Source organism: Pseudoalteromonas sp. M8, from assembly GCF_018141365.1.
Lineage (GTDB): Bacteria > Pseudomonadota > Gammaproteobacteria > Enterobacterales > Alteromonadaceae > Pseudoalteromonas.
The window spans coordinates 4,102,780-4,127,265 of sequence record NZ_CP047240.1; the positions used below are offsets into that span (position 1 = coordinate 4,102,780).

Here is a 24,486-nt window from a genome sequence, read left to right on the forward strand (position 1 = left end):
AACTATCGCTGCACAGCTAGCTGATCACCTTCGTTTAGGCCACTAATAACAATCGTTTTATTACCTGTCTCTTCGCCCAACCTGAGGTAGCGTTTGTGAAGCTGGCCAATTTCTATTACCTCAACCATCGCCAATTGACCATACTTGCTGATCATATTAGTTGGAATTTGGATAACCGCCTGCTCGCCAAGCACAAGTTCAACCAGCGCGTACATGCCAGGCACCACATTTTGCAGCAAAGGCATATCCAGTTTAATAATAAAGCTGCGCGCTTGGCTGTCGGCAATTGGCACCATTTCCGACACTCGCGCGGTTTGGCTTATGTCTAGCGCAGGTATGCGTACCTTAATCTCGCTTCCTAGCTGAATATGCTTAACTTGGCTCTCGCGAATTGGCGCTTCAATCTGCAATTGTAATGGGTTGAATAACGAAATAATGGCGCCACCGGGGCTAACCATGCTGCCCGGCTCTTGTAAGCGCGCCACCACTTTACCCGAAATAGGGGCTGTGATTTGCGTGTAACCCAGCGCGACTTCAGCGCTACGATACGCTTCTTGCAATGCCTTATCTTGCGCTTGTAACTCGTTCACTGTGGCTTGCCACTCATCCACTTGGTTAATCGCGATAAGCCCTTTTTCATTAAGAGATTTATTGCGTACTAACTGCTTAGTTGCTTGCTCTAGCTTGGCTGAATTTGCCGCTTGCTGCGCTGCCACTCTTTGCAGCTCTGCTTTAAGCTCTGCATCATCGAGTGTTGCTATCAGCTGTCCCGCAGTGACTTTATCACCGGCTCTGACGTTAAGCGTTTTAAGCTCCGCCAATAACCGACTGGACACTAACGTATTTTCTTTTGCGACCACACTCGCGGGAACTTGTTCAATCATCGCAATCAGCGACTTTTGCACGGTATAACGTGCTCCTTGATAGGCGGGAAGTTCGGACTTATTGCCCGGAGCTAGCTTATTTTGGAATCCACCAGCAAGCCATACGACCATCAATAATAGGCAAAAAATAGCAAGAACAGGAATAAAGATTTTATTACGAGACATGAGAAAACTCCTGAACTGATGAGGCATTAAGGGGTTGATTAGGTGTCGATGATGATTTGAATACTAAATAGTAAACGATAGGCACGACCAACAGTGAAAATAACGTTGAAGCAATGATCCCGAAGATAATAGCAAGGGCGAGGCCACTAAAAACGGGATCTAAGATAATCACTAAATTGCCTAATAACGTCGTACCTGCTGTAAGTAATACCGGTCGCATTCTTACACTTCCCGCCGCAATCAATGCATCGATAAGTGCCATACCAGCCGCTCGAGACTGATTAATAAACTCCACCAAAATCAGGGAATTTCTCACCACTATTCCGGCCAGCGCTATCATCCCTATCATCGCGGTCGCTGTAAATAACACGGGCTCTGGCGCACCTGAAACCACACGCTCACCAAACTGGTTGAGTAACCAAAAACCCGGCATAATCCCTATCATAGTGAGGGGAATAGCCGACATAATGATAAGTGATAAGCTACTAGATGCCGTTTGTACCCGCAGGATGATAAATATCGCCACCAGTGCAAACGCAAATGCGATCCCCATATCTCTAAACACATCTATGGTAATGCGCCACTCACCTTCGCCTTTAAAGGTATAATGGGTTCCCTCAAACATTGACCAAGTGACTCCTCCGCCACTGTGTAAAAAGGTGCGAGATGCCCAATTGCTCGGTGTTATCTGTTGGTTTTCATCCGCAACCACATCGGCAATCACCTCAGCTGGCATGCGGCCATTTAGCTCCGCAAACACATAAATCACCTCTTTTAGGTCTTTTCGAAGGATCACGGGAGCCGTAGGAATAGATGTTAATTCGCCCAGTTCACCAATCGCCACAAGGGGTCTCGCAGCCTGCTCTAAGCCGTATTCTTGAATGGTTTTAGCCAACTCCTGACGACCACGAACTTGCATCGCCAATACGTTTTGCCATTGATTACGCTGCGCGTAACTCACACCTAACTCGATGGGCACCGTTGCGACCTCACCTTGAGTATATAAAAAGCCTGCTGACATGCCGCTGCTTGCAACCACTAAAGATTGATTAATATCCTCTGTGGCCACACCTGATAACGCAGCCTTTTGTTTATCAACCACAAACCGCTTTAGCCATGTTGGCGAAGCCATTGAGGTGTCAACCTCAACCACATGTGGCTCCTGCCTTAAACGATGTGCTAACCTCTGGGCTGCTTGCTCTTGCGTTTCACGAGCAACAAACGGATCTGCATAAACCTCAGCAACGAGTGTACTTAATACCGGAGGTCCCGGCGGCACTTCCACCACTTTTACTTGCGTCAAAGTTTGGTTAAAAGGCTGAAGCTTTTCACGCAGTCGCATGACGATGGCGTGAGATTGATGTTCGCGTTCACGCTTATCCACCAGTACGACTCTAAGTTCGGCAAGATGCGTACCACTACGACGATAATAGCCTCGCACCATACCATTAAAATCCATACTGGAAGGCTTACCGACAAAAGCGGCGATGTCGGTCACTTCAGCTTCTGACCAAACGATTTGCTGTACTTGCCTCGCCATTGCGGCCGTTTGCTCAAGGCTGGTTCCCTCAGGCATATCTATCAATACTTGGATTTCACTTTTATTATCAAACGGCAGCAATTTCAGTGGTACGGCCCTAAAAATAGGGAGGCTCACACTTGCAATAAATAACCCTAACACACCCCATAATAACCATTTGGCTTTGCGGGGGTTTTGTAAAATTGGCAGCATGATTTTGCTGTAGTACGAGTCTTGAGGCGCGACTTCACTTGTTTTTGAATCCGCTTTGAGTAGCTTTTTAGATAGCCAAGGCGTCACTAAAAAAGCCACTAACGTCGAGGCAATGACACTAATGGGGACGTTAAATGCCATGGGTGCCATATATGGGCCCATCATGCCAGTAATAAACGCCAATGGAATAAACGCCATGATGATAGTTAACGTTGACATCAAAAGCGCAGATTTGATCTCGACCATAGCAGCGACAATGTTATGATCTGTGTCAGCTGCCGCGCCGCGATGAATAAAGCGGCTAATATTATCAATCCCAGTGATTGGGTCATCGACCAACAATCCCAGCGACAAAATAAGCGCAAACAAGGTGACCCGATTAATGGTGTAACCAAACGCAAAGTCCAACCCAAGTGTAATGCCATAGCAAATTGGCACTGCAAGACCAACAACGATGGCAGGCCGCCAACCTAAAAATACACCGACAAATATCACAACGGTAAATACCGCAAAGGCCAAGCTAGAGGTAAGATTATTGACTTTGTCATTGGCCGTCTCACCATAGTTTCTTAGTACTTTTACCGATACCTCAGCAGGAAGGAGCTCCTGTTGTAGCTGGGTCACAAGCGCTAAACTTTGCTCTGCAACCGTTACCGCATTACTTCCCTTTTGCTTCGCCACGCCAATCGTCACTAATGGTGCATCAGCCTGGCTGTCGCTGCTTGCTAACCACTGATAGCTATCGGGCTCACTAGGACCATCAATAACCCGAGCAACTTCTTTTAAAACAATGGCACGACCATTAATTACATTTACCGTGAGCCCTTCAAGTGCCGACTTATTACGAAGGACATCACCTGATTCAAAGGCAATTGTGTTACTGCCTGCCGTCACTTGCCCGACTCGTGTCACTAGATTACTACTTTGGATAGCACCTAAAACATCCATTGGTGTTGTTTGATGTGCGGCAAGCGCAGCTAAGTTCAACTCAACCCTAAGTGCTCTCGTGCGCCCGGTAATAACTGAAACCTCGCTGGTATCTGCAATGCTCTGTAACTGGATAGCTAGCTCTTGTGCAAAACGCGTTAGCGCGTAGTCATCATATAGTTGCGGCTTGGAACTTGTCAGTCCAAGCATAAGAATCGGAACGTCATCGACTTCTATTGGGCGGATCTGCCACTGAGTGACAATTCCCGGCATAGTATGCCGGTTGGCATACAGCTTAGTGTAGGTGTTGAGAATGGCTTTCTCTCTGTCTTCACCCACATGAAATCTTAAAGTAACAACCGTGCCGCCGGTTTGGGTCGTAGAATAGACGTGTTCAACGCCCGGAATTTGCAGCAGTAACTTTTCAAGTGGAGTGGTGACCAATCGTGCCACTTCTGGTGAGGCAGTATTTGGTACCGACACATGAATATCCAGCATAGGCACCACTATTTGTGGTTCTTCCTCTCGTGGTGTCATTTGCAATGCAAATAATCCAAGTACCACAGCGCACAAGAAGATAATCGTTGGCAAGCTGCCTTGTAGAGCATACCGAATGACACCATCTAACTTTTGCATCTCAGTCGTTCCTAGTTACTCTGCACTTGAGGCGCAGAACAGCTGATGTAAACTCTCGAGTAGTACAGCGACTCGGCTATCTTTAACCTGATAATAAATCGTCGCTCCCTCACGCCTAGTCGCCACGATTTGTGCCTTTCTCATGCTGGCTAAATGTTGTGATAAGGCAGACTGCGCTAACGGCACCATTTCGTTAAGCTGGCTAACACTGAGCTCTTGCTTTTGCAATGCACACAAAATCATCAAGCGATTTTTATTCGCCATAAGCTTTAACAAGGCTTCTGCCTGTTCGGCATTTTGCGCCATTTGCTGAAGATCCATGTTGACTCCCAAAAAATAAATGCGCTTAAAGTATAGACACAAACATTAGCAATGTCTAATATTAGAAACACCTAATATTAAAGATGACACTCATTATGACCTTACATCCTCTACTTAGATTAATCGCTGGTGTTATGTTTGCCATTTCTTTACTGCTCACACATTTTGTCAACCCACATTGGGTTTGGTTTAGTGTGTTTATTTGTGTCAATTTAGTGCAGTCTGCTTTTACAAACTGGTGCCCTATGATCGTTATATTGAAGAAACTTGGCATTCAGGAAAGGTGAGTCATAATGAAACCGATAACCCAATAAGGAGCTATATATGCTGATATCTGCCCAAGATGTATTAAAGACAGTCAAGCCTAATCAACGCTGCATTGACGCGGTACAAGCAAAATCAGAGATTGCACAAAACAATGGTCTGGTTATCGACGTGAGAGAGCCGGCTGAACACAGTCAAAAGGCAGCCAACGGCACGGTAAATATCCCAAGAGGATTGCTAGAATTTAAGCTTCCAGAGCTGGAAAAAGACGCAGACAGACCAATTTATTTACACTGTGCCGCTGGTGGCCGTGCTATTTTTGCCGCAGAGCAACTAACTCGTATCGGTTACACCAATGTCAGCGTAATTACCTGCAAAGCTGAAGTGGTGTGTGACACGCTTTAAGCACATTATGACCTTCTTTTTATTGAGGCACTGAGTCACAAAACTTTATTAGGCTCAGTGCTTTTTCTGACTTCCATTTCTTACCCAGCCTTAACATTCGCTATAAAAGTATTTAAATCATTAAGTTAATTAATTTTATAAATCTATTGTCATATGACAGTTTGAGCACTGACGTAAGCTTGTCGGCGTGTTTTAATGGAGAAACAGGCACAGTGGAGACAACAACTTAACGGGAGTTCAATATGTCTGACTTAAAAAAGCTAGAAAGAGCCACCTACAAAGTGTATTTCCAAGATGGAGATCATCAAATTACGTGTTGTGCAAATGCATTAAATTGCACTCAATATGTTTTCGTCGACGATGTTTGCGTTTCTCAAAAACGCCACTTACTCGGTGATAGTACCCATAAATTTACTTATGCAGATCAAGCCTATGAAGCTAGATTTTGTTTAATTAACGGGTTTACTTTTGAAACTGAGTGCCTACTACTCAAAGGAAAAAAAATACTTGGTCGCCAGTCAAGTCCCCCTCTGAACGATCAACTGACCTTAGCCAAGGTCATATTCACTTTTATGGGCTACGGCCTGGTTGCAGGTTTTTGTATATTTACTCTCGCGTACTACTTGGGACGCTGGTACGGCAGCACCGTACTTTAAGTTCGTCAAGGAGGAGATAATGCAAATAAATAATAATACAGTAAAGCTGTTGCGAACCGAAAAGAGTTGGACTCAGCAACATTTAGCAGATGCCTCTGGAGTAAGTCTACGCACAATTCAACGCGTCGAGAGCGACGGGACAGCAAGTAAAGAGACTGTAATGAGCTTGTGTGCGGTGTTTGAAATCTCCCAATCCAAGCTTATTGACTTGGCCGACATGCTCCATAATAAAGAAAACAAAGAAGAAAAAACAGTGAGTTATCATTTATTCTTGTTTACTGCAATCCTATCCCTAAGCGTTGGGGGCGTTATCGGCGCAGGCCTGATTTATCTGATAATTCGATAAATACCTTATTCTTATAGCAGCCGAAATCCATAAAAAGGAGTGCTCAAACATAGCACTCCTTGATTTTTCTTACGCGCGGTTTGGAATAATTTTAATTTCGACTCGGCGATTTTGTGCCTTACCTTGCTCGGTGCTATTGCTCGCGATTGGCTGAGACTCACCCATGCCCTCTGCGTACAAACGCGCAGGTAGTACTTGCTGTGATAATAAATACTGCTTTACGCTATTTGCGCGCTGTTCAGACAAAGTCTGATTGAAGCTCGCTGAACCAGTAGAGTCTGTATGTCCGACAATCGTTAAGAATGTCTTATCGTACTGCTGCATCACGCGTGCAATGCCTTGAAGTGTATTGTAAAAACCAGGGCTGATAGCTGACTTACCTGTCGCAAAGGTTATGTTTGATGGCAACACTAAGCGCATTTGATCGCCTTCACGAACAACCTCAACACCCGTACCAGCAAGCTCTTGGTTAAAAGCGGCTTCCTGCTTGTCCATATAGTTACCAATCGCGGCACCTGCAATTGCACCAACCGCAGCACCAATGGCAAGACGCTTATCTTTGTGGTTACCTGTAGCTTTACCTAACACCGCACCGGTTGCAGCACCAATCGCCGCACCTTTACCTGTGTTATTCATTTCACATCCAGACAAAGCAACCACAACAGCTGCACCAATTAACATATTTCTTGCAATCATCTTCCCACCTGAGTTCGTTTCAACTTGATTGTCTATATTGTTGCAATAAACAATTAACTCTGGCTGAAGCCTTGTTGGTTTTTTTAAGGATGAGCAGGGACTAAGTCGCTTATATGCTCAGAAACTGGTGGCAGTTTATATTTTGCAACCACAGCATCAAGCTGCTTTTTTTCAGCCAATTGCTTCATCGTTAAACGAATGGTTTGCGCAAGCTCGGTGCCGCTGAAGCGTTTGCTCATCGCCATATGGCCATAAATCGGCTGAGCGTGGTGATAGGAGACTTTTTTCAACTTTTCAATGGGCTGACCAAGCACTTCCATCGCCACCTCCGCGGTGTCTTCAACTGCGATCACTAGGTCAACACGCCCTTTAAGCAATAAATCAAACGCCACTTGCTCACTAAAAACTGGGACTTTATTGAGTTGACGGTCTTCATCAAAACGAGGATAAAAAACGCCCCCACGCATCACTGCAATCCGCTTGGTATAAAGGTCCGTATATTGTTTCACCCGAATATCGCTGTCTTGCTTAGCGTAGAATACAAACGAAGATGTCAGCGCCATGTAGGCGGGTTCGACAAAGTCGATTAACTTTTCTCGTTGAGGCGTACGGATCAAGCCACCCATGACGTCTACTTCACCTTGCGCTATCATCCGCATACAGCGTGAGAAAGGACAGGGAACGGCATTTATTTGATAATCAACACCAGCTTGAGCCTGTACCGTTGCCAATATATCTAAGATTAAACCTTGCACTTCACCATTGTCTTCAATAATGCTATACGGTGGCGCGTGATCAACAGCGACATTAATTTGCTGAGCAAAACAAGAGAAGTTCGCCAACAAAAAAAGTAAACACGGCGATAAAAAAGTCATTCGCATAATACTTATCCAACTGAGGCGCACTCGCGCCAAAAGTCATAAATATGTCATATAAAATTGTGAAGATATAAGGTTAACAATATCACAAGGTACACTATGTTTCTGAAAATATTTTACCAGTTTTTGTTATTAGGATGTACGAGCTTTGGAGGACCTGCAGCCCACCTTGGGTTCTTTAAAAAACACTTTGTCGATAACTTAAAATGGCTGAGTAACGAGCGCTATGCCAGTATGATCAGTCTGTCACAAATACTGCCAGGACCGGGGTCTAGTCAAGTCGGATTCGCGATTGGTTTAGAAAAAGCTGGAATACTAGGAGGGATCGCCGCCTTCTTAGGATTTACGCTACCGTCTTTTTTGCTCATGATCATGCTGGCATTAACCGCTGAGCAGCTTTCGGGCACTGCGTTGAATGTCATCGATGGGTTGAAATTGTTTGCTGTTGTCATCGTTGCCGATGCGGTAATGAGTATGGCGAAAAGCTTTTGTAAAACCACAGCACTCAAATTCGTCGCATTTTTCGCCACATTCACGCTGTTGATGCTGCCGAACTTAAGCGCACAATTGGGTGTGCTCATGGTGCTTGTCATCGCGGGTTGCTTTTACTCATTTAGCAATGTGCCAAGTAAACCGAGTCAATCAAAAAGCCAAATCAACTGGTCTGTATTTGCGCTATTTATTGGCCTATTTGCGTTAACCTTTACCGCGCTATCAAATCAACTATTTGCCGAGTTTTATCAGGCAGGTGCTTTGGTTTTTGGCGGCGGTCACGTCGTGCTGCCGCTGCTACAAACCAGTGTCGAGGGGGTCACGCAAGAAACCTTCTTAACGGCTTATGCTGCCGCGCAAGCCATTCCAGGGCCGATGTTTACCATCGCAAGCTTTTTAGGTGCCGTTGTCGACAATACACATCCCATTTTGGGCGCAGCGATTGCGACGCTCGCTATTTTCTTGCCGGGCCTACTGTTAATGTGGGCGTTTAACCAACAGTGGCAATCACTTATTGCATTGCCAAGGTTTGCAAGCATTAGCGCGGCCTTAAATGCCGGTGTTGTGGGAATTTTAGCTGCTGCGTTTTATCAACCAATTTGGCTTTCTGCGGTGCATAGTTTGCTCGATATCACCGCGGTGGTATTAGGCTTTGCAGCACTAAAATGGCTAAAGCCCGCGATATGGCAGTTGCTTATTGCCTTTATGGTGTTTGGGGTTATCGCAGGAAGTGTGTAGGCCACGCTTGAGTGGCCTTGATGATTATTCTGAAGTTGCGTCTGGTTTGCTACCGGCGCGCACTTTCACGCGGTGTGCGCCAAAGTAATCACTCACGCTTTGATATGGACGTAACCCAAATGCTGGCATTACGCTTAGCATGTAGTCCAAAATATCGGCTTGTAGGTGCTCGTAAAACACCCAGCGTTTATCGCGACTAAAACAGTAAAACTCTAGAGGCAAGCCATGTTGTGTGGGTGCAAGTTCCCTGACCATACATAAACAATCTTGATTGATGGCATCATGCTGCTTCAAGTAGGCCTCTGCATAGCGTCTAAATAAGCCTAAATTGGTGATATCGCTTGGTACATCTTCAAGTTTTTCCAGTAGTGGATATTGCTCGGTTAGCGACGCTCGCTTTTGCTCTGGCAACGGCTCAATGCTAGTAAAATCAATATGGATGGCGCGTTTGATGCGGCGTCCTGCTGACTCTTGCATGGCACGCCAGTTTTTAAATGAATCAGAGATCAACATATAAGTTGGTATGGTGGTGACGGTGTTATCCCAGTTACGTACCCTAACGGTATTTAACCCCAGATCTATCACCTCGCCGTCTGCACCAAATGCGTCAACTTGGATCCAGTCGCCAGTGGTTACCAGTCGGTTGGCCGCTATTTGAATACTCGCAACCAATCCCAAAATCGTATCTTTAAATACCAAAATAATGACTGCCGCGATAGCACCAAAACCGGAAAGAATATAGGTCGGTGATTTATCCACCAAGATACTGACCACCAATATAGAACAAACTATAAATATCAGTAACTTAATTACTTGAATAATCCCTTGGATCGGCACTTCTTTGGCGAATGGAAAGAGGTTATAAACGCCATTCCCTAAATTGACTAAACTGCTAAATAAAAACCCTGATGCCACCACCAACATAACGTACACCAGTGTTTCCATCACGACAAACACCCAAGCTGGCGCGACAAATAGACGCTCGTGGTAGGCGGAAAAAACCAGTAAACACAATACAAAGGCAAAGCGGCCGCTAAATTTACTTAACTGAGGGGCAAGGTGACCAATTTTACGCGGTGAAATATGGCGCGCGAGGTTTTCTACATTGGGTAGCACTAAACGGCGGATCACCCAATATAAAAACAATAATCCAACCACCGCGACACCATTGGTAAATAAAGCACTGATCACAGTGCCCTGCGGTAACTCTTTTAACCACGGTTGAACGACATCATGAAGGTGATCAAACTTCATAGCTGTTTTAGCTCCTCATTGAGCGTGTCATTTGGCTCAGTCGAATGCAGCCAATGCGCTTCGAGTTGGCAATCTTTGCGTTGCCAAACTTCATTCATAAAAGATTGAAACTGTACACGATAGGCTTTATCGGCTTGATAGTTGCCAAGTGGCACTTTTTCCATCGCGATGTAGTCTATTTTTACATCAATTGCATCCAAGCGTCCAAGCGTAAATGCACGGCAAATATGCTCACCCTCTAACTCATAAGCCAAAGTCGCGTTGAGCATGCCGTCAAGTTGCTCAGATAACACTTCAAGGGCAAACGCTACACCACCCGCCTTTGGTTTGAGCAGATGCTTAAACGGACTATTTTGATGCGTATGTTTGGCTTTAGTATGACGAGTACCTTCCACAAAATTAATTACCGTTGTGGGATGATCACGAAAATTGCGACAACTGGCTTTGGTACGCTCTACATCCATCCCTTTAAGCTTAGGGTTTTTGGCGATCTGCGCTTTACTCGCACGTTTCATAAATGGCATGCCCATAGCCCATGCACCAGTACCAATGAAAGGCACGTACTTTAATTCATCTTTTAGGAAAAATTTAGGTGCAGGTAGTACCTCCATGGCACTAAGCACAACGATATCAAGCCAGCTAAGATGATTGGAAATTAATAAATACCACCCTTGAGCGTGTAATTCTTTTGGCAAGCTCACTTGGATTTTGTCGCACGCGATGCGCAAACCAAGGTAATTGCCTTTGCACCACATACCGTAAAAAAAGTGCAGTGCTGTAGAGATAAACTTAACTGGCACAAGCAATTTTATGATGCCAAACAATAGCACCAATAAACCACACACAAAGGTATTCACCAGCAGCCACACACTGGCCGATAGCCCGAGAAACCACTTAGGTAGTATTTGTTTTAACATCACAACATCCTTCTACTACTTTTTATCGGCAAGCTCCACAAGTTGTGCATCTTTGGCTTGCCACAAGGCGTTTAATTCGGATTGGAAACGCACTCTAAATTCGGGATCATTCGTGTAGTCGCCGACCAAGTTTGCACTGACCGGCATTACTTCCACCTGAACATCTACTGACTTCACTTTACCAGCAATAAAGTCTGCAAAAGTTGGTACACCACCGGGATAATGAATGGTGACATTCACCACTTTGCTGATTTGCTCACCCATGGCCTGCATCACAAATGCGATGCCTCCCGCTTTTGGTTTAAGCAGGTGTGTGAATGGGCTTTTCTGCTTACTATGCTTGGATTCGGTGTAACGCGTACCCTCAACGAAGTTTACAATACTCACTGGCATTGTTTTAAACTTTTCGCATGCTTTTCGCGTCGTTTCTATGTCTTTACCACGCAATTTAGGGTTTTTCTTTAATTGCGACTTGCTGGTTCGCGTCATAAAAGGAAAATCGAGCGCCCACCAAGCAAGGCCTAGCACGGGTACGTACAGCAGCTCTTTTTTCAAAAAGAAATTCAAAAACGGGATTTTGCCATGAAGCACGCGCTGCAACACTAAGATATCCACCCAACTTTGGTGATTAGCGATAACCAAGTACCAGTCTTTGCGTTTTAGCTCATCCAATCCGCTGACATTGAGCGTATACGGCGCAATGAGGTTTTGGCTCACTGAATTACACGCGACCCAGTTACTTGCGCACGCTTTAGCAATATAGCTCATGGCTTTTTGCAATGGTGGGATCGGCAGTAGCTTAATCAAGCCACAAATAAAGATCGGTATAAACCAAAATATAGTGTTAACGGCATACAGCAAGATGCTGATCACTTTACGAATAAACGACATTCATTCCCTCATCGTGTTTTACGGCAGAGCTGTATCATACCTTGAAAATCACACACAATTAAGCCGACCAGTTGGTCGGCTATAATTTATTCCATTTCACTATTTGAAAATCAATCTTCGAAGTAAGTATAACCTTCAAGTCCGGCGTTTAACTCTTGCAGATACTGAGCTTTAATTGACTCTGGCAACGACAAGGCCGCGACTTGCTGTGCGTAATTCTCAGATAACACCGCTTTGTCATAATGAACAAAGCGCAGTACATCTTCAACACTGTCGCCCTTGATTGCATTAGTGAGTTTATAACCCTCATCACAAAGCTCAACGTGTACTGAGTCTGTGTCACCAAATAAGTTATGTAAATCACCCAATATTTCTTGATAGGCTCCCACCAAGAACATTGCAACGTGATATTGCTCTCCCGGCACATACTCAGGAATGGGTAAACTTGACTCGATACCCGCGCCCTCAACATAACTGTTGATTTGACCATCAGAATCACAGGTAATGTCCTGAATAATCGCTCTTTGCGTCAACGGCTGATTGAGCTTGTCGATAGGCATCACCGGAAATAGCTGGTCAATACCCCAAACATCCGGCAGTGATTGGAACAACGAGAAGTTCACAAACAGTTTATCAGCCAGCTTTTCATTGAGGTCGTCTAGTACTTCTCGGTGTGCTCTCGCATTCTCATTTAAGCACTCACGCACTTTATGAAGTGTCGTGAAGTAAAGCTGCTCAAGCTGCGCCCACTCTTGCATGCTGATCAAACCATGCACGTATTGGTCGTGTGCATCGCTGAACAAGTGCATAGCGTCATGATAAGTTTCTAAAGCCATGCGAGGAGTCAGTTGTGACAACGAATGCCATAACTCTTGCAACACCAATGGGCTGGTATCTTGTGGCTGCACCGGTTCAACTTGATTTGGCGCTTTTTCTACGTCGATCACATCCGTGATAAGCATCGCGTGATGGGCAGTTAATGCTCGGCCAGATTCAGTAATAATATCCGGATGCGGAATGTTATTGAGCTCCGCAATATCATGAAAAGCATGCACCACATTTTTCGCGTATTCCGCCACCGTATAATTCATAGAGCATGAACTACGAGAACCTGAGCCTTCATAATCCACTCCTAGGCCACCGCCAACATCAACGATACGCAGCGGAACACCTAGTTGGTATAGCTCAGCATAGTGACGCGCACATTCTTTAAGCGCACGTTGAATATCGCGAATATTGGCAACTTGCGAGCCGATATGGAAGTGTACCAACTGCATTAAGTGCAAACGATTATGCGACTTAAGTAGCTCAACCGCTTGCAGCACTTGGCTAGCAGTAAGACCAAACTTGCCTTTTTCACCACCGGTATTTTGCCACTTGCCTTTACCAACTGAATTAAGGCGAATACGAATACCAATCGACGGTTCAATCCCTAAATCGTCGATTTCCTGTAATAAGGTATCTAGTTCAGAGAGCTTTTCAACGACTATGTTTACTTGATGACCCATCGCTTGACCAATGCAAGCTAAGCGCAAGAACTCACTGTCTTTGTAGCCGTTACAGACAATGGTAATAGGTTGGTGTGCCACACCCAAAATTGCCATCAGCTCAGGCTTAGAACCGGCTTCAAGGCCAACAAGACCGCTTGGATGAGCCAATAACTTGCTGACAACCGAGCGCTGCTGATTCACTTTTATTGGGTAAACACAAGTGTACTGGCCTTGGTAATCACGTTGAGTTCGTGCAGCAGTAAATGCTTGAGTCAAGGTATCGACACGATGTTTTAAAATGTCGGTAAAACGCACCAAAACCGGCAAAGTTAGCCCCTGCGCTTTAAATTGCTCAGTTAACTCTGGAAGAAGAATTGGTGGCTTAGTGCGATCACCATCAGGAAACGCCACTAACCGGCCCTGTTCATTGATATCAAAATAGCCGTCACTCCAGTGGGTAACGTTATAGATAGAACGTGCTGTTTGCAGACCCCAAGTCATTGCTGCTCTCAATTAATTCTTTATAAAGCTTCATTCTAATACGCGAGGCAAGTCAATGCGACCTAAAGTTGCGTTTTCATTAGCTTACAAACCTGATAAATAGCCCATGCTTGATTAGGACTAATATGAGGCAAAGTACAAAATGTTGACTAAAATTGATTGAGCAAAGGCGCAAGCACTGGCAAAATTGCCTTAATTTTTATCAAGTGTGAACACAATCATGGCAAACTTAGAAGCAAACCGTTGGTTTACAGAAATTAGCGACCGCGATGGCAGCGCTTTTTCACTTAGAGTCAACAAAAAATTAGACGAAATCCAATCACCATTTCAAAAAGTAGAAATGTTTGAAACGACGGATTTTGGTAACCTGATGATCATTGACGGTTGCACTATGGTGAGCACGCGTGAAAACTTTTTCTATCACGAAATGATGAGTCACCCGGCGCTATTCTCGCACCCTGCACCTAAAAATGTTGTGATCATTGGCGGCGGCGACTGTGGCACATTGCGTGAAGTATTAAAGCACCCTGGCGTTGAAAAAGTAACGCAGATTGATATCGACGAAGTTGTAACGCAAATGTCTTTGAAATACTTCCCTGAGCTTTGTGAGTCTAATGACGATCCTCGTGCAACTGTGATGTTTGATGATGGCATCAAATATATGCGTGAAGCCGAAGCAGAGTCTATCGATGTTATCATCGTTGATGGCACCGATCCTGTTGGCCCTGGTGAAGGTTTATTCAACCACGCATTCTACAAGAGCTGTTTAGCAGCGCTTCGCACTGGTGGTATCATGATCCAGCAAAGTGAATCACCACTGATGCACATGCCGTTGCTACTAGAAATGCGCGATGCAATGTTGGAAGTAGGCTTTGTTGATCTGCAAACCCTGCCTTTCCCACAGCCAATCTACCCAAGCGGCCTGTGGTCAGCAACGATGGCGCGTAAAGATGAAAAGTTTGCCGGATTCCGCGAACAAGACGTTGATAACGCAACATTTGATACTGAGTACTACAACACAGGTATTCATAAAGGTGCATTAGCAACACCTAACTTTATGAAGCGTGCTTTCGAAAAGTAGGCCGAATCAAAACATAAACTCAATTGTTAAAGTGTAGTGACTCATATCTGACTCTACAGCCTTGATGATTGGGTTAATACTTCACCTGACCTGTAGTTATGAGCGAACAGTAGATGTTCGCTCTAGTTCGCACGGATAAAAACGTTTTCGGCCGTCGGCTGCATTAGACGAATTTCGCATAAAAATTTCTATGGACTAACGCCGCCAGCACACGCGGCTTTGTAGTGAAGGTGAAGCCGCAACAGAAAAGCCGTCGCTGTGCCTGACCTTGTTATGACTACTTCGCTCGCTTGATGACACATGTTCCAGACCTGATAACGACATTGGTAGCTCGTTTTGCCATAACTGCTCAAATATATCTTTTTGCAAAGGCAACAACTTTAGAGCGCCTTGCCCAGAGATGAGCCAATAATTACTCCAAAACTCATGATAAGAGCTGCCGCAACAAATGCCGCTAACACAATCAGGCCAGTTTTCTGGGCTTTTGGTACTGAGCTCCACCAATTTTTAATTTCATTAATCATAAATCTTCCTTAAAACAACCGCACGCGAAGTTACTTAGCCATAACGTTTTAGTATTTATGTGACACGCAATTTGTGTTGCATAATCGCTTGTTGAACTGAGCCGCTACCTGCTCGGTGTAACAGAGTTGGTGTTGTTTATGCTATAGCTTACTTAGAAAAAATAGGCTTTTTGGAGGCTCTCACTTTCCTAGCTAGTGTTATGTAAGCTTTCCCTGCATTGCTCAGCGCTTATTATGTATTCATTACACCTAAATTTGCCTTAATAAGCAATTATATTTTTTACGCGTACAAAGACCTCTAGCCTGAACAATTAAGCAGGTTAACTCATTGATTGTAAAAAGCTATCTAGCTGCCACCTCGTTCGTTCTACTTTGGCCGTTGTTGCATCTAACTTGAATACGCCAATTAGCCGCAAGATACCTGCTCGACAATGCTGACAAGGCCAATGTGGTATCAGCGTCACGCTTTCTTCTGTCTTTGGCCTCTCCACTTTACCTGTGTGTGATTCTTGTGACTTTATTAATGCTAACTTTCGCTTGCGACATGAATTGGCTACTCATTTACTACAAAGTGGTGCAGATATCAGAACCGTGCAATCTAAATTTGGTCATTCCGATGTGAGACAACGCAAATATATACTCATGTTTTACAGCAAGACGCAAACGGAGTTGTTAGCCCTTTGAGCAAAATTTTCTAGCTTGTTTTGGGGCAAAAACGAGTTACGCCTGCGGGTTCGCTTCTGACACATACACAACGGTCATATTTGATTGAGCCCCGTTAATAAAGACTAACAGGTCAAATTAAGACTTATTCAGATAAAGGGCTTAGTTGCCCTTTATTTTTTCCAAAAACAACCGTTTTTGTTCTGGAGTTGCTTGTTGCCACCAATAGTCCAACATGCCAACCACATCTGGATGTGCTGATTTAGGCGCTACAGGTGCTGGCGTAACGGCTCGTGTGGTAGTACTTGGCGTTGAATAACGTGGTGCAGTGGCTGTTGAAGGCTCACTTACCATCGTCGCCGTTAATTTAGGTCTTTCTTGTGTCACCACCAATGTTGTCGCTAACGATTCATTGGGTGCTTGCAACATAATCAACGGCTGATCTGCAAATGCCTTTGCCGCAACCACATTGTCAGGTCGGTTAAATTCAACCTGATACTCGCCGTCTTGATCGATACTTACTTTTGCCCAAAATGGCTTCGACTCTATGGTTTCGTGGTCGTCATAGCCCACTTCATACAAGTCGGTGTAACGCATTTTGACCGCATACTCACCTTTTGCTAAGTCTAGCTCTCGCACTTTGGAGAAGAATGAGTGTTCAATGGTTTTATCATCAACTTGCAAGGGAATAATTTCTTCAGGAAAACTTAGCAACGCAGCCTGTGAAAGCGGTGACAACAGTAAAACAGCGGTCGCAAGCGTATATTTTAAGCGCATCTATTCACTCCTTCGTGAGTACCAAATCATTATACCTTGATGAGATTACTGCATACCTGCTTATATCTCTACCCTTTTAATTGATGCGCAGCGGGATAACGCATCAAATCTATTGAGTCTCCTTGAGAGTTAGCTATGCTAGAGCAATTCAATATGCAGATAAGGAAGGACCATGAGTTCAGAAACTATTTTTACCAAAATTATTAATCGAGAGATCCCAGCAGACATCGTTTACGAAGATGAACAAGCACTCGCGTTTAGAGACATTAATCCACAAGCACCATTTCACGTCTTAGTTATTCCTAAAACAGCAATTGCGACCATCAATGACGTGACGGAAGAAAATGCTCATCTTGTTGGTCATTTATATGTTGTTGCCGCCAAATTAGCGAGAGAGCACGGCTTTGCGGAAGATGGATATCGCGTGGTGATGAACTGTAATGATCACGGTGGTCAAACCGTATATCACCTTCATCTACATGTATTAGCTGGAAAAGAAATGGGCTGGCCGCCTTACCAAAATACGAAAAAAGTACCAGTTTAAATTATTCTCTGTTAAGCAATGTAAATAAGTAAGTTATTAACAGAAATTGTTAAAAGCTTACTTATTTCAATAAATTACATTTAAATACATATTCTGTACATAATTTCGATTTATTATTTCACTTTGTTATATAGCGGATTTCTCTATCTTGTACTAAAAATTCTAATACAAAAGGTCTGAATCCCATGTTAGCATTGAGAAATCGGAAAAATTAGAGTGTGTCCTAAAATGAGCAGTAGTGCTTTTTTGTTATTAGATAAAGAACCGGTTAACACCATTGGTATCAATGTGTTACAGCCTTTGTTAAAAACCCAAGGGTTGGATGTTACTATCGGAACTGATATCTCAGATGTGCCTGAAGGCACTCGATTACTTTTCATCGAAACCGCAGTGAACGATTCTTGGGGTCAATTAAAAGAACAACTAGTCAACCTCAAAGTTAAATGCGATATCGTGCTATTCAACTTAGATGAAAACCCGGAGCTTGCCAATCGTGCGCTGCTAAGCGGTATTCGTGGTGTATTTTACACGACAGACAACGCCGACGTGCTAATGAAAGGGATCCGTTTGTTGCTTGAAGATCAACTGTGGTATCGCCGTGACGTGATGTGTAATGTATTAAATCGCATGTTGCAATTCAATAAGGATGCATTACATAAACTAACCGAAGGTGATATCGAACCTGTTAAGCTCACTAAGCGAGAAAAAGCAATTATCGCGCTAATGAGTAAAGGCGCGAAAAACAAAGAGATCGCTGAAGAGCTAAATATCAGTCCACATACGGTGAAAACGCATCTGTACAGTGCATTTCGTAAGACCAAATGTCGTAACCGTATCGAACTCCTTTCATGGGCTCAGCAGAATATTCCTGACGAAATTCGCTAAGCTTCATATGTCTTTAACCTGCTGACGCAAGTCGGCGGGGGAAGACAGCGCTGACATCGTGATATCGAAGCTTCTGTTTCATACGGGCTTTACTGCCTCAACGAATACCTCTATGCTAAGTTTTTTCGCAACAAAAAGCAGTTTTAGGTAAATGCTCGACCCAAAAACCCTCTACCTAACCAGCCTCGTCATGACGGCAATGATGGCACTCCTTACCTTTTTAACGTGGCGAGCGAATAAAAGCACTCCCGGAACGCTGCTCTATATTTTTTACCCTCTGGTTTTGCTTTGTGCGATTTCTTCCTTTGCACTACACGGCTATTTTGACAATTGGGAAACTATTCCCATTGCTAATACCTTGCTATTCACGGCCTCCATCATCCACTGTATGGCGATAAGGCAGTTTTTAGGGGTTAAAGGCCCATCCTTTAAAGTGTTTCTCGGCGTTACAGCAGGGCTTTTCATCTTGTTGATGTACAGCAGTATTTTCTCTCCTAGCCTGAGAGACAGGATCCTTATCTCAGACTTACAACACTTAGCTGAAGCGACACTCCTGCTCTATTTCTTTATCCGCTTTGCACGAAATAAATACCCTAACGGCAGCATAGTCTATATCACCATTCTACTTATTATATTGGTGATATTTACCGGCAGAACCCTATTAATGGGAGAAGTGACGCATTTCACGCTTTTCAAAGAGAACTGGTTTACCATCACTATTTTCTTCAATGGCGTCCTTGCTCCCATTTTTTATGCCACCGGCATGGCGCTGTTATGTAACGAGCAAAGAGAACAAAACCTTAATAAACTTGCATTAAAGGCACAACAAGACCTTGAGCTGCGCGGTATGTTTTTATCAACGATCAGTCATGAGATACGAACTCCGCTTAACGGTATCTTGGGCAGCGCCCAACTTGTACTGGGACGCACCAGAGATAGTCGCAACAAGGCCTACTGTGAGGCTATCGTAAACTCTGCAGAGTCGCTAAATTTACTGATTGATAAAGTACTAGACTACGCCAGTTTGGAGCAAAGTGATGAAGCCTTGTACGAAGAGGACGTTGAGCTTAGAAGTTGGCTACAGAACCTTTGCTTATTGTTAAGTCCGCTTGCAGAGCAAAAGAAGCTGCACTTTGAATTGGTGTACGAGCTGCCCGATCAGGTGTGCTATTACTTTGACCAACAAAAGCTAAGACAAATTCTTATCAACCTCGTTGGTAATGCCATTAAGTTCACTGATAAAGGGGAAGTAAAACTCAAAGTTGAGATTTTAAAAGACCAACAAATTGAGCATAAAGTGCGCTTTAGTATCACGGACTCAGGGCCAGGTATTGATAGTGAAGATATTAATAAGCTGACCGAGCCATACGTACAAAGTAGTGCAGGTAAAGTTAAGGGTGGTACGGGCTTGGGGCTTGCCATTACCAGTCGCCTACTCAACCGTCTGAATTCGCAGCTAGATATTCAAAGCGAGCTTAACAAAGGCAGTACATTCAGTTTTGATTTACTGCTAAACATTGGTGAACTGAGCCTAGTGGAGCAGCGCCCGCAGCACGATAATTGTATCACTGGTCTGAAAGTACTGTTGGTCGAAGACCTAGATCTCAACCAAAAAATCGCTATTGAGTTTATGGCAGAAGATGAGCATAAGGTTAAATTGGCAACCAATGGTAAAAGCGCCATCGAGATGCTAATACAGCACCATTTCGATGTGGTGTTGTTAGACATGAACTTACCCGATCTTTCCGGGCAAGAAGTATTAAAGCAGCTACAAAATTGTGAGCATAAAAACAAACGAACCCCTTTCCTAGCCTTTACCGCAAGCCTCAGCCCTGATGAGGTTAAAGAATACTTAGCACTCGGCATTCGCGATATTGTTGGCAAACCGATAAAGCAAGAAAAATTACGCCAAGCGCTTAGCGAGTCTCAGTCTCCCAAAAAAGCCAATGTCAGCGTCGAGTTGCCCGATATCCTATACGATGAAACGGCTGTAAATGCCCTAAAGTCTGGATTTAGTGAAGATGAAGTCTCTTCGATTTACAACGAGTTTGTGTTGTCGGCTCGTAATAAACTCATCCATATTCAGCAGCTATTAGAGCAAGACGAAGATCAATGTATTAGACAGCTTCATCGTCAAGCCAGCACCGCGTTACAACTCGGGTTTAACCGCTATGGTTCAAATTTGAAAAAAGCAGAGCGCCGCTTATTGGATGGCAAATCCTGCCATGATGAACTCACAGAAGCCATGACGCTATGGCAAGACAGTCTCGCTGCATATCTCCACTTTGTTCGTAAAGAGGCGATAGGTTAAGCGTCATTAAACGCATGTTGTTCGACATCATAATAAAACTTGTTCATGCTTAGTAAGCATATACATTAACGCTAATTTAACCGAGGCAAACTGCTCGCCTTGGGCAATAACTATAAAATTAAGGGAACATCTATGTCATTTTTTAAATCACCATTAGCCATTGCTATTGGTGCTGCTGTGATTGGTTTGGCTCAGCCAGCCAGCGCTGATGATGCCGTTACAGCCACGCAAAAAGAAGAGAAGTCAACCAAAGGCTGGGATGTGCTCAACCCACCAGGTGAAAAGCAAACCATCACCATCGATACCAACGAAACCACATGGAGTAACTTAGATGTTAGCCCTGATGGTAAAAGCATCGTCTTTGATATGCTTGGCGACCTTTACATCATGCCAATTGGCGGTGGTAAAGCAACAGCCTTAACATCCGACATGGGCTGGAACATTCAACCTAAGTTTTCGCCTGATGGCAAGCACATCGCATTTATCTCCGATCGCGCTGGTGGCGATAACCTGTGGGTGATGGACGTAGATGGCAAAAACCTGCGTCAGGTATCAAAAGAAGTGAATAATATTGTTCACAACCCTGCATGGTCGCCTGATGGTCAATACATTGCAGTTAAGCAAGGTCAAGTAACGGGGCGTACCATTCCAGGTGGCTCTATTCGTATGTATCACATCAGCGGCGGTAAAGGCGTGTTGGTTCGCGAGCGTCTACATGGTGCAAAATCGCAAAAGAACGTTGCAGAGCCCGCTTTTTCTCACGATGGCAAGAAAATCTATTACTCAGTTGATGCGACCTCTGGCGTGCGCTGGGAATATAACAAAAACTCGCTCGACGCTGTATTCGAAATTCGTAGTTGGGATTTAGCAACCGGTGAAGAAGAGACAGTGATCCGTGGTGCTGGCGGTGCTATTCGTCCAACCGTCAGTCCTGATGGTAAATCTATTGCGTTTGTTAAACGCGAAGATAACGGCAACGAAATGATCGGTTCCTTATATATTAAAGATTTACACTCTGGCGTCGAAACTCGTGTTTATGCCGGCCTTGATCGCGATTTACAAGAAGCCAATGGCGCACATGGTAACACACCTTCTTTTGCTTACACGCCGGATGGTAAATCCCTCGTTTTTTGGGCGAAAGGGGTATTCAACCGCGTCAATATCGCATCGCACGAGGTCAACGTCATCCCTACTCGCGTTGTCGCTGAAAAACAAATCACACCGGCGCTACGCTTTGCGGTAGATGTCGCGCCTGACACTTTTAAAGTCAAACTTGCACGCTGGTCGCAAATTTCTCCTGATGGTGAAACTGCACTATTCCAAGCGCTTGGCTACCTTTACGTAAAAGACATTGCGTCAGGCAAAGTAAAACGCCTCACTAAGCAAACCGACCACTTTGAGTTCTACCCAAGCTACTCTCGCGATGGCAAGTCTATCGTTTACACAACTTGGAGTGATAAAGACTTAGGCGCAATACGTGTTGTGTCTGCAAACGGTGGTAAAGGTAAAGTGATCACCCAAGAACCTGGTCACTATATCTCACCTAGCTTTTCACCAAATGGCAAAAACGTGCTATTTAAAAAGGTAACTGGTGGCTACTTGCTAAGCGGTGACTGGTCAATGCATCCAGGGATTTATCTAGTTAATGCCAACGGCGGTGAAGCAAAACGCATCATTAAACGCGGCGACAATCCGCACTTTGGAGCCGACTCTGAGCGCATTTACTTCTCCACCATGAGTGATGAAACACATCGCGAACTAAAAAGTGTTAACCTCAATGGTCAAGAAGAACGTAGCCACTTCAAAGGTGATTACGTCTTTGACTTTAAGGTCTCTCCAAATGGCCAATATGTTGCATTTATCGAGCATTTCAATACGTTTGTTGCACCTTTTACCAGTACGGGTAAAACCTTATCCATTAACAAGGGTGAGAAAGCTTTCCCAGTTAAGCAAGTGTCAAAGTACTCTGGTGATTTCCTAAATTGGAAAGCGGACAGCAGCGCGCTAACTTGGGCATTTGGTCCCACACTTTATCAGCGCAAACTGACTGACACTTTCGCTTTCGTCGATGGTGCATCTGACAACACCGACGAGCTAACCGCTGAAGGTATCGACTTGAGTTTTGAGCAAAAAGCAGATAAGCCTGAAGGTATGATTGCGTTAGTCGGCGGTAAAGTAGTGACTATGCGTAACGCTGAGAACGAACAAGAAATCATCGACAATGGTGTGATCCTAATCAAAGAGAATCGCATCGTTGCAGTCGGTAAGCAAGGTGAGCTAGACGTTCCTAGCACAGCTAAAGTAATGGATATTAGCGGTAAAACCGTGATCCCAGGCCTTATCGATGCCCACGCACATGGCAGTTACGGTAGCTATAACCTACAGCCACAGCAAAATTGGAATCAGTATTCTAATCTTAGCTTTGGTGTAACGACTATCCATGATCCATCAAATAACTCTGCCGAGGTATTTTCTATGGCAGAACTACAAAGAACGGGTTTAACGGTCGCGCCACGTACCTATTCTGTTGGACGTATTTTATATGCTGGTCACGCGCCGGGTTATAAAACACCAATCAGTAACCTTGAAGACGCAGAGTTCCACGTTAAACGCCTAAAAGACGCTGGCGCTATTTCAGTGAAGAGTTACAACCACCCTCGCCGTGAGACACGTCAGCAAGTATTGGAAGCGGCGAAGAACATGGAAATCATGGTTGTGCCTGAAGGTGGTTCAAAATTCCAACACAACATGAACATGATAGTCGATGGTCATACCGGTGTTGAACATGCCCTGCCGATCCCGAATATTTACTCTGATATCGAACAAATGTGGGGACAAACAAATGTTGGCTTTACGCCAACTTTCGTTGTTGCCTATGGCGGTATCTCTGGCGAAGAATACTGGTATCAACACACTAATGTGTGGGAAAACGAGCGCTTAATGAGCTTCGTTCCTGAGTATGTGGTAAAGCCAAGATCAATTCGTCCAAGCAAAGCACCTGAACGTCACTATAACCATATCAATGTCGCCAAAACCGCAAAACAGCTTCGCGATAAGGGTGTGACTGTGCACATTGGTGCTCACGGCCAGCGTGAAGGTCTAGCTGCACATTGGGAATTATGGTCTATGGCACAAGGCGGATTTACACCTTGGCAGGCGCTTCGCAGCGGTACAATCGACGGTGCAAGATATCTAGGTATGGACCGTGACCTTGGTACGATTGAACAAGGAAAACTCGCCGATCTTGCCATCATAGATGGTGATGTGCTGTCTAACATCCGTGATTCAGAGAAAGTTGCCTACACCGTGATCAATGGCCGTATCTACGATGCGGCCACCATGAATGAAATCGGCAACTATGACAATAAACGTCAGCCTTTCTTCTTTGAAAATGGCGCACAAACCCAAATGCATCCAGCAACTGCTGAGTATATGGAAGAAAAGGCCCATACCTATCATTGGAAACACTAATACGTAGCACGATTGAAGCGTGAAACGTTAAGTTTAC

21 protein-coding genes and 1 pseudogene are annotated in these 24,486 nt (G+C 44.4%); 11 read left to right on the forward strand and 11 right to left on the reverse strand.

Annotation, left to right across the window (positions count from 1 at the left end; translation table 11 throughout):
- Positions 1-2: 2 nt before the first annotated feature.
- From GSF13_RS23290 to GSF13_RS23300, 3 genes are read right to left on the reverse strand one after another with little or no spacing between them, the layout of a single operon-like run.
- Positions 3-1,049 (reverse strand): efflux RND transporter periplasmic adaptor subunit, encoded by a 1,047-nt coding sequence (locus tag GSF13_RS23290; protein ID WP_211867237.1) that lies wholly within the window; start codon positions 1,047-1,049, stop codon positions 3-5.
- The gene (locus GSF13_RS23295; protein WP_211867239.1) at positions 1,039-4,344 is read right to left on the reverse strand and encodes an efflux RND transporter permease subunit; all 3,306 of its coding nucleotides are present in this window, start codon (positions 4,342-4,344) and stop codon (positions 1,039-1,041) included. Before GSF13_RS23295 ends, GSF13_RS23290 begins: the two co-directional genes overlap by 11 nt.
- Before the next feature lie 15 nt (positions 4,345-4,359).
- Complete coding sequence (locus tag GSF13_RS23300) at positions 4,360-4,665, reverse strand: metalloregulator ArsR/SmtB family transcription factor (RefSeq protein ID WP_211867241.1); 306 nt, start codon at positions 4,663-4,665, stop codon at positions 4,360-4,362.
- Positions 4,666-4,799: 134 nt separating this feature from the next.
- Here GSF13_RS23300 and GSF13_RS23305 point away from each other — a divergent pair, with 134 nt between their 5' ends.
- The 4 genes from GSF13_RS23305 (at position 4,800) to GSF13_RS23320 (ending at position 6,336) form a co-directional block, all read left to right on the forward strand.
- Positions 4,800-4,952, forward strand: a complete 153-nt coding sequence (locus GSF13_RS23305) for a DUF2892 domain-containing protein (protein ID WP_083229929.1) — start codon at positions 4,800-4,802, stop codon at positions 4,950-4,952.
- A 37-nt stretch (positions 4,953-4,989) separates the two neighbouring features.
- On the forward strand, positions 4,990-5,334 hold the full coding sequence (locus GSF13_RS23310) for a rhodanese-like domain-containing protein (RefSeq protein WP_010606829.1): 345 nt from the start codon (positions 4,990-4,992) through the stop codon (positions 5,332-5,334).
- A gap of 242 nt (positions 5,335-5,576) precedes the next feature.
- Positions 5,577-5,990, forward strand: a complete 414-nt coding sequence (locus tag GSF13_RS23315; protein ID WP_102057692.1) for a hypothetical protein — start codon at positions 5,577-5,579, stop codon at positions 5,988-5,990.
- A 19-nt stretch (positions 5,991-6,009) separates the two neighbouring features.
- Complete coding sequence (locus GSF13_RS23320; protein WP_010606831.1) at positions 6,010-6,336, forward strand: helix-turn-helix transcriptional regulator; 327 nt, start codon at positions 6,010-6,012, stop codon at positions 6,334-6,336.
- Positions 6,337-6,405: 69 nt separating this feature from the next.
- Here the strand turns inward: GSF13_RS23320 and GSF13_RS23325 are convergent, their stop codons facing one another.
- Both GSF13_RS23325 and GSF13_RS23330 read right to left on the reverse strand, forming a co-directional pair.
- On the reverse strand, positions 6,406-7,032 hold the full coding sequence (locus GSF13_RS23325; protein ID WP_010378204.1) for an OmpA family protein: 627 nt from the start codon (positions 7,030-7,032) through the stop codon (positions 6,406-6,408).
- Between the two features lie 83 nt (positions 7,033-7,115).
- Positions 7,116-7,913 carry a transporter substrate-binding domain-containing protein gene (locus tag GSF13_RS23330; protein WP_211867243.1) on the reverse strand — a complete coding sequence of 266 codons (798 nt, stop codon included), beginning with the start codon at positions 7,911-7,913 and terminating at the stop codon, positions 7,116-7,118.
- A 96-nt stretch (positions 7,914-8,009) separates the two neighbouring features.
- Between GSF13_RS23330 and chrA the strand changes: the two genes are divergently transcribed.
- Entirely contained in the window at positions 8,010-9,140 is a 1,131-nt protein-coding gene (gene chrA / locus GSF13_RS23335) for a chromate efflux transporter (RefSeq protein WP_211867245.1), read from the forward strand.
- A 24-nt stretch (positions 9,141-9,164) separates the two neighbouring features.
- On the opposite strand, the gene GSF13_RS23340 is transcribed toward chrA, so the two are convergent.
- From GSF13_RS23340 to speA, 4 genes are all read right to left on the reverse strand, one after another.
- On the reverse strand, positions 9,165-10,394 hold the full coding sequence (locus tag GSF13_RS23340) for a mechanosensitive ion channel domain-containing protein (RefSeq protein WP_174170269.1): 1,230 nt from the start codon (positions 10,392-10,394) through the stop codon (positions 9,165-9,167).
- Entirely contained in the window at positions 10,391-11,311 is a 921-nt protein-coding gene (locus GSF13_RS23345) for an acetyltransferase (protein WP_010606835.1), read from the reverse strand. Before GSF13_RS23345 ends, GSF13_RS23340 begins: the two co-directional genes overlap by 4 nt.
- Before the next feature lie 15 nt (positions 11,312-11,326).
- A complete protein-coding gene (locus tag GSF13_RS23350; RefSeq protein ID WP_010378193.1) occupies positions 11,327-12,202 on the reverse strand; it encodes an acyltransferase in 876 nt (291 codons plus the stop codon).
- A 110-nt stretch (positions 12,203-12,312) separates the two neighbouring features.
- Positions 12,313-14,193, reverse strand: a complete 1,881-nt coding sequence (gene speA / locus GSF13_RS23355) for a biosynthetic arginine decarboxylase (RefSeq protein ID WP_211867247.1) — start codon at positions 14,191-14,193, stop codon at positions 12,313-12,315.
- Between the two features lie 220 nt (positions 14,194-14,413).
- On the opposite strand from speA, the gene speE reads away from it, so the two are divergent.
- The gene (gene speE / locus GSF13_RS23360) at positions 14,414-15,274 is read left to right on the forward strand and encodes a polyamine aminopropyltransferase (protein ID WP_099030945.1); all 861 of its coding nucleotides are present in this window, start codon (positions 14,414-14,416) and stop codon (positions 15,272-15,274) included.
- 380 nt (positions 15,275-15,654) lie between these two features.
- Here speE and GSF13_RS23365 read toward each other — a convergent pair whose 3' ends face one another.
- Entirely contained in the window at positions 15,655-15,798 is a 144-nt protein-coding gene (locus GSF13_RS23365; protein WP_158299133.1) for a hypothetical protein, read from the reverse strand.
- Positions 15,799-16,335: 537 nt separating this feature from the next.
- On the opposite strand from GSF13_RS23365, the pseudogene GSF13_RS23370 reads away from it, so the two are divergent.
- Positions 16,336-16,496, forward strand: a pseudogene (locus GSF13_RS23370) (tyrosine-type recombinase/integrase); the annotation flags it as partial.
- Positions 16,497-16,623: 127 nt separating this feature from the next.
- Here GSF13_RS23370 and GSF13_RS23375 read toward each other — a convergent pair.
- The gene (locus tag GSF13_RS23375) at positions 16,624-17,238 is read right to left on the reverse strand and encodes a DUF2057 domain-containing protein (protein ID WP_211867249.1); all 615 of its coding nucleotides are present in this window, start codon (positions 17,236-17,238) and stop codon (positions 16,624-16,626) included.
- 172 nt (positions 17,239-17,410) lie between these two features.
- Here GSF13_RS23375 and GSF13_RS23380 point away from each other — a divergent pair, with 172 nt between their 5' ends.
- From GSF13_RS23380 to GSF13_RS23395, 4 genes are all read left to right on the forward strand, one after another.
- Positions 17,411-17,782 carry a histidine triad nucleotide-binding protein gene (locus GSF13_RS23380; protein WP_211867251.1) on the forward strand — a complete coding sequence of 124 codons (372 nt, stop codon included), beginning with the start codon at positions 17,411-17,413 and terminating at the stop codon, positions 17,780-17,782.
- A gap of 228 nt (positions 17,783-18,010) precedes the next feature.
- Complete coding sequence (locus GSF13_RS23385) at positions 18,011-18,667, forward strand: response regulator transcription factor (RefSeq protein ID WP_010606850.1); 657 nt, start codon at positions 18,011-18,013, stop codon at positions 18,665-18,667.
- 151 nt (positions 18,668-18,818) lie between these two features.
- Positions 18,819-20,978: an ATP-binding protein gene (locus GSF13_RS23390; protein ID WP_211867253.1), complete on the forward strand. Its 2,160-nt coding sequence runs from the start codon at positions 18,819-18,821 to the stop codon at positions 20,976-20,978.
- A 132-nt stretch (positions 20,979-21,110) separates the two neighbouring features.
- Positions 21,111-24,449, forward strand: coding sequence for an amidohydrolase family protein (locus tag GSF13_RS23395; RefSeq protein ID WP_102057702.1), 3,339 nt, complete (start codon positions 21,111-21,113; stop codon positions 24,447-24,449).
- The last annotated feature ends 37 nt before the right edge of the window (positions 24,450-24,486 follow it).